Raw genomic sequence first — 5,943 nt, forward strand, 5'->3', positions numbered from 1 at the left:
GGTTGGCGGAGCCGTCGATGGTTTCGCCGTTGTGGCGGACGTAGTGGCGTGCGTCGCGGCCGGGTTCGCGGAGGGCGCCGTTCAGGGCGCGCTCGACCCATTCGGCGCCGAAGCGGAAGACTTCGGCGGCGACGCCGCCCAGAGGGTGGAACTCGTTTTCGTAGACGCGCATCTCCTTGGGGGCGCGGATGCGCTCGTACGTGGCGAGGGCCTGCTCCAGCTGGGTCAGTTCGTCGAATTCGCCGATGCCGACGAGGACCGGGGCGGTGATGCCGCTGACGATGTCGCCGAGCGGCATGCGCTCGGCGAGTTCGCGGTCGAAGGCCTGCTCGTCCGTGTAGCCGGACATGTACATGTAGTTGTTCTTGAAGGTGGGCTGGGCGCGGTTGAAGATCGTTTCGAAGTCGCCGCTGACGGCCTCGAAGGCGGCCAGCGCGCCGAGGCGGGGTTCGACGGCGGCGGCGCGAAGGCCCCAGTAGCCGCTCATGCTGATGCCGAACATGCCGATGCGCTCGGCGTCGACCTCCGGCAGCTCGGTCAGGAAGTCGATGTAGCGGCTGATGGCGCGCTCGTAGTTGGTCAGGTCCGCGGTGAGGCCGTTCGCGCGGGTTTCGCCCTGCCCCGGCCCTTCGATGGAGAGGGCCACGATGCCGCGCGAGGTGTAGTAGCGCTCGGCCGCGTAGATGTAGTCCTCCTTGATCATGTCCATACCGGGGCCGAGGATCACGGCCGGGGCGTTCTCCACCGTGCCCGCGGGCAGGTGCAGCAGGGCGTAGATGTGCCGGCCCTCGAAGTCGAGCACGACGCGGCGCACCCGGTTGTCGCGCAGTTCGCCCAGGCGGGCCACGCAGTGGTCGCAGTGCTCGCGGAAGGCGATCTTGCGCGGGTCCTCGGCGTCGAAGATGGAGTACTGGGCGCGTCCCCACATCACGGCGGCGCGCAGGTAGAGGTCGGCCGCGGTCTGCGCGAAGCCCTCCCGCTCATGGTGGGCGGCGCGCGTCTCCGCCTGCCCCGCCACGGTCGCCCATGCCTTGGGGAGCATGGCCCCGCTCTTGACGAGGGCGAAGACCTTGTCGAAGTCGGTGTGGTCGTGCCCGAACTGCTCCAGGGTCCCCTTGGCCTCCGGGTGCAGCGCATCGAATCCGCCCTGCGCGAGGGCGATGTCCAGGGCCCAGCTCTGCCCGACGGAACGAACGGTCATGATTCTTCTCCTTCTCGATTTCGAGGCTGCTCGATGTCGAGGCTGCTCGGCTTCGAGGCTTCTCGGCTTCGAGACTCCTCGGCTCTCGGCTCCCGGCTCGTTCAGCGCTCAGCCACACAACAGCTAAGTACTTATTCAATAAGTACTTCAGTTATCGTGGATGTCAAGCGGAAGCCCCCAAGACCACCAGGGAGAAGGCCATGACCAGCACCGATGCCTCTCGGCGCCAAGGTGCCCTCAACGCCCTCTCGCGCGCCGCGTACAGCCTCAGCGCCGCCGACGCCCGCCTGCGCGGGCGGGCCACGCGCAACCCCGGCGCCCTCTCCCTCACCCATGCGCGCGCCCTGCGCGTGCTCGCCGAACGCGGACCGCTCTCCATCGCCGAACTCGCCGCCGGCGTCGAGACCACGGGGGCCGCCGCGACCCAGCTCGTCAACGGGCTCGCCAAGGCGGGTTACGTGCTGCGGGAGCCCGACCCCGCCAACCGCCGCGCCGTCCGGGTGAGCCTCACCGACCAGGGCCTGGACCGCCACAGCGAACGTGAAGGCGTCCTCGCGGACGCCCTCGCCGAGTCCTTCGCCGACCTCAGCACGGAAGACCTCGCCGTCGCCGCCGACGCCCTGCGCCGCCTGGGCGGGATCTACGACGAGTTGTAGGGCCGCCCTCCCCATCCCGAGCCCCGAGCCCCGAGTCGCGAGACCCGGCCCCCCTGACAAAGTTCGATCACCGCCCGGACACGCCGTGAACGCTGCCTCCCAGCAGTCGGAGCCCTCATAACATCGGCTGAGGCCACCACGATGGCCACTCCTCCCGAGAGGCTCGTCCGTGCATCGCTGGCTTTCCGAAGGACGCCGAACGGCGGTGGCCCTGGCCATCGCCGTGTGCGGAGCGGTGATCCTCCCCAACGACAGCGTGGCGCGGGTCTCGGCGACCGACATCGGCGTACTCGTCCTCCTCGCCTACCTGCTCCCCTACCTCGCGATCACCCTGGCCGCCTTCCGGACCGCCACCGCGGAACAGGTCCGCGCCTGGGCGCAGCGCGAAGCCCGCGGCACCTTCATGCAGCGCTACGTCCTCGGGACCGCGCCCGGACCAGGGGTATCGCTCTTCATCGCCGCCGCCTCGCTGGTGGTGGCGGTGGTGTGGCTCCCCGGCCACCTCAGCACCGCGTTCTCCGCCCTCCCCCGCACCCTGGTGGCTTTCGCACTGATCGTCGTCGCCTGGATCTGCGTCGTCGTGGCCTTCGCGGTCACCTTCCAGGCCGACAACCTCGTGGAGGACGAGCAGGCCCTCGACTTTCCCGGCGAAGAGCCCCCGGCCTGGGCCGACTACGTCTACTTCGCCCTGTCGGCGATGACGACGTTCGGCACCACCGACGTCGACGTCACCTCACGGGCGATGCGACGGACGGTGGCGGCGAACACGGTCATCGCCTTCGTCTTCAACACCGTCACGGTCGCGACCCTGGTCTCCGCGTTGGGCAGCCGCTAGTACCCCTGGCCCCACGGACGTACGGGCGTACGGGCGTACGGGACCCCTCCGAAGAAGGGCTGCGCCTGCTCGCCAGTTGGTCGGCGACGCGAGAAGCCGGCGACGGCGCATCAGCAAGCCGACCATGACCCCTCACGCAAGGGCGTGAGGGGCGTCGTGGAATGACGAGCGTGACGGATTGCCGTCAGATCAGGTGGGGAAGCCGAGGTTCCAGCCGTCGATGATGCGCCGGGGACCCACGTGGATCTTGTCCTCCTGAGGGTTGTACCGGACGTAGGAGTCGCCGCTGAACAGCCAGGCGTCGTGGCTGCCGGGGGCGACGCACGCGGCGTCGATGTGGCGGGTGAAGGGATCGCTCAGGCCGGTCCACCGCTTCGCTATGGCTACGGGCCCGAGGATGACCCGGTCCTCTTTGAGGTGGTAGTGGACGTACTGGTCGCCCCTGAACATCCACACGGTGTTCGAGTCCGAGGGGTCGGTGAGGGCGGCGTCGACGCCGTATTCGAAGCCGGTGCCCTTCAGCCCGGTCCATCCGTCCGCGATGGAGCGGGGGCCGACCTCGACCGTGCTGGTGTTGAGGTTGTAGCGCAGGTACTGGTCGTCGTGGAAGAACCACGCGCGATCGGGAGCGCCGGCCCCCTTGGGACAGGGCAGAGCGGCGTCGACACGGTCGGCGAAGCCATGGGTGTCGAGGCCGGGCCATCCCTCGGCGACCGTGGCCGCCTCCTTGGCGACGGTGTTGTTCGCGAGGTTGATCCGCAGGTACAGGTCGTCGTGGAACAGCCAGGCCTCCGTGGGCGTGGCGCGGCCTGTGCAGGGCAGGACGGCGCTGACGCCGTCGACGAACGCCGTGCGCCCCAGGGCGGCCCAGCCCTGGTGAACGCGCCGGGGGCCCACTTCGACGGTGTGCGTCTGGATGTTGTAGCGGAGGTAGTCGTCGCCGCGGAAGAGCCACATCTGGTCGGTGCTTCGGGGCACCTTCACGGCGGCGCTGACGCCGTGGGCGAAGTCGGTGTTCGCGAGGCCGGGCATGTGCAGTGCGATGGGGTTGGGGCCGGTGATCGTGTTCTTGTCCAGGTGGTAGTAGACGACCTCGGAGTCGCGGAAGAGGAAGAGGCCGTGGGCGGGGTCGCCGGGGTCGTGGACGGCGGCGTCGATGTAGTCGACGAACGAGGTGGTACGCAGGGCGGGCCAGCCCGCGGCGATCTCCTGGGGGCCGCTGACGACGTTCATGCTGCCGACCGCGTAACGGACGTACTGGCGCCCGCTGAACATCCACACGTCGGTGGAGCTGCCGGGGACGGCGACGAGGGTGTCGACGCGTAGCGCGAAGTCGGTGCCCGTCAGGTTGGGGAAGAAGACCGGGAAGGAGCGCGGGCCGAACTCGACGCTGTCCTCGTTGATGTCGTAGGTCATGCAGGTCCCCGGGCGCAGGAAGTACGCCCCGTACCCGTTCGGCAGGTTCCCTCCGGCGTCCAGCACCGGGTAGAGGCGCTGTCGCGGGACCGGCTCTTCGGCGGCCGCTTCCCACCGAGTCGCGTCGGCCCCGGGCCTGGAGGTGCCCTGCTGGGCGACGGGCCGGCGGTGCAGGATCGTCAACGCCCACGCGATCACGAAGGCATTGGGATAGAGATCGGTGAGGGGACTCCTGTCCACGGGCTGTCCTGGTGCGTTGCCATAACGGTCGAACATGCTCGACAACGTGTGCCAGTTCGTCTCCAGCCTGGTGAACTCCTCGCGTTGAGCCGCGGAGATGGTGCCGCTCCGTTGCCACAGCCCCGCCAGGGCCCGCCCGATCGCGCGGAAGCGTGTGGCCTCGCAGATCATCTCGACCAGGTAGCCGAACGCGGGCCGCTGGTGGTCGCGCAGGTCCGGCCTCTCCCTGAGCATCTGGAGCGCGGTGGTCAGGTTCGCCCAGCCCAGGGTGTTCCGCGGCAGACCGTTGGGGTCCCCGTAACTTTCCATGATCCCCGTGTCGATGGGGGTGAACCGCTCTTCCCTGGCCATCGCCAGGACTCCGGCGGGCGCGTTCGACAGGTGGTAGAAGTCCGCCTGTCCGGGGAGGGTGAAGCCCCAGCCGTACAAGCTGGTGTCCTGGATGTAGAAGTCGACCAGGTCTTGGCCTTCCGCGCGTAAGCGGACGAAGAACACGCCGGCGGCTGCGTCCTCACGATGCGCCTGTCGCATCTGGTACATGTTGACTGGACGCGGCTGTTCGTTGGCCCCGGCCACGTTGACCGGGTCGCCTTGGAGCATGGCGACGTGGTTCCGGATGGTTTGGACGAATCTGCCGTAGGCCTGGGTGTCGGCAGCGTCGATGTCCAGGGTGGCCAGGTGGAGAACCATGTCAATCTCCTGTCTCGGAGTGGCGGAACGGGCCTGGGCACACGCACGAGCAGGACCGCGCACCGGTGGCCCGCGCATCGCGTGAGGGCACCGCGACCGACGCCCCCATCCCACCCGCTCGCACCGTCGCCAACCCGGCGCCTCAGTGAACATCCCCGCGCCCACGGGCGGAAGACGAGAGCCGGCCGTCCGGATCACGCCGCGGGCCCCCTCCGCGGCCTGAACGTCGCGGTCGGAGGCGTCCTTTCGCGCCGAATCCCCTGCGATCAGCCGCGTTGCCATCGGAATCCGAGTGACACGTGGGGCGGTCCGGCCCGAGGGAGTCGTTCTGCCGCTGTCCCGGCCGGGCGGAGCTTCGGTGGATCGGGGCGTACGACATCGTGCCCGCTGTACAGAAGCAGATATAGGAGAGATGTCGTGTAGGGGAAGGGCCGTATCTTCGCGACCGGCGGGTCGGTCGCCGGGTGACCGGATACCGACCATTGTTCCTTGGGACCGGCGTTGCTGGAAACAGAACCAGTAGGCAAAAACTCTCGCCTCCGGAGCCCCTTTCCGGCCACGGCGGGTCGAGCACGGCCAACGGTCGTGTGCTGGTGAGCCACTGGAGCCCGATGGGACGGAAGGTGTCCGAGCGTGTCGCGTCGTGAACCCAACGAGCAGTTGGCCGCGCTCCTGGCGGAGGCGGAGTGGAGCGCCGGAGCGCTCGCTCGGGCGGTGAACGTTCTGGGCGCGGCCCGCGAGTTGGAGTTGCACTACACGCGGTCTTCAGTGGCTTTCTGGCTCAACGGATCGCGGCCGCCCGCCCCGGTTCCCGAGTTCGTTGCGCAGGTGTTGAGCCGCCGCACGGGACGCCTGCTCGCCCCGCAGGACACCGGGCTCGCCCAGCTCTGCGACCGGACCGAGAC

Annotated in this window: 4 protein-coding genes and 1 pseudogene; 3 read left to right on the forward strand and 2 right to left on the reverse strand. The window is 69.0% G+C overall.

The features are described 5' to 3' along the window. Positions 1–1,201 (reverse strand): alpha/beta hydrolase (locus ACFU99_RS29900; protein WP_384397938.1); only part of this gene is annotated, 1,201 nt, incomplete at its 3' end. A 200-nt stretch (positions 1,202–1,401) separates the two neighbouring features. Here ACFU99_RS29900 and ACFU99_RS29905 point away from each other — a divergent pair. Then, positions 1,402–1,857: a MarR family winged helix-turn-helix transcriptional regulator gene (locus ACFU99_RS29905; RefSeq protein WP_384397940.1), complete on the forward strand. Its 456-nt coding sequence runs from the start codon at positions 1,402–1,404 to the stop codon at positions 1,855–1,857. Between the two features lie 169 nt (positions 1,858–2,026). After that, complete coding sequence (locus tag ACFU99_RS29910) at positions 2,027–2,692, forward strand: DUF1345 domain-containing protein (RefSeq protein WP_384397942.1); 666 nt, start codon at positions 2,027–2,029, stop codon at positions 2,690–2,692. A 189-nt stretch (positions 2,693–2,881) separates the two neighbouring features. On the opposite strand, the gene ACFU99_RS29915 is transcribed toward ACFU99_RS29910, so the two are convergent. Then, the gene (locus tag ACFU99_RS29915; RefSeq protein WP_384397944.1) at positions 2,882–5,038 is read right to left on the reverse strand and encodes a hemopexin repeat-containing protein; all 2,157 of its coding nucleotides are present in this window, start codon (positions 5,036–5,038) and stop codon (positions 2,882–2,884) included. Positions 5,039–5,671: 633 nt separating this feature from the next. On the opposite strand from ACFU99_RS29915, the pseudogene ACFU99_RS29920 reads away from it, so the two are divergent. Then, a pseudogene (locus ACFU99_RS29920) lies at positions 5,672–5,943 on the forward strand (hypothetical protein); the annotation flags it as partial.

The sequence above is a fragment of the Streptomyces sp. NPDC057654 genome (genome assembly GCF_042800135.1).
GTDB lineage: Bacteria > Actinomycetota > Actinomycetes > Streptomycetales > Streptomycetaceae > Streptomyces.

Bases quoted from the DNA above. Each gene is read 5' to 3' on its own strand.
- ACFU99_RS29905 (WP_384397940.1), top strand. From the start codon at position 1,402: ATGACCAGCACCGATGCCTCTCGGCGCCAAGGTGCCCTCAACGCCCTC.
- ACFU99_RS29915 (WP_384397944.1), bottom strand. From the start codon at position 5,038: ATGGTTCTCCACCTGGCCACCCTGGACATCGACGCTGCCGACACCCAG.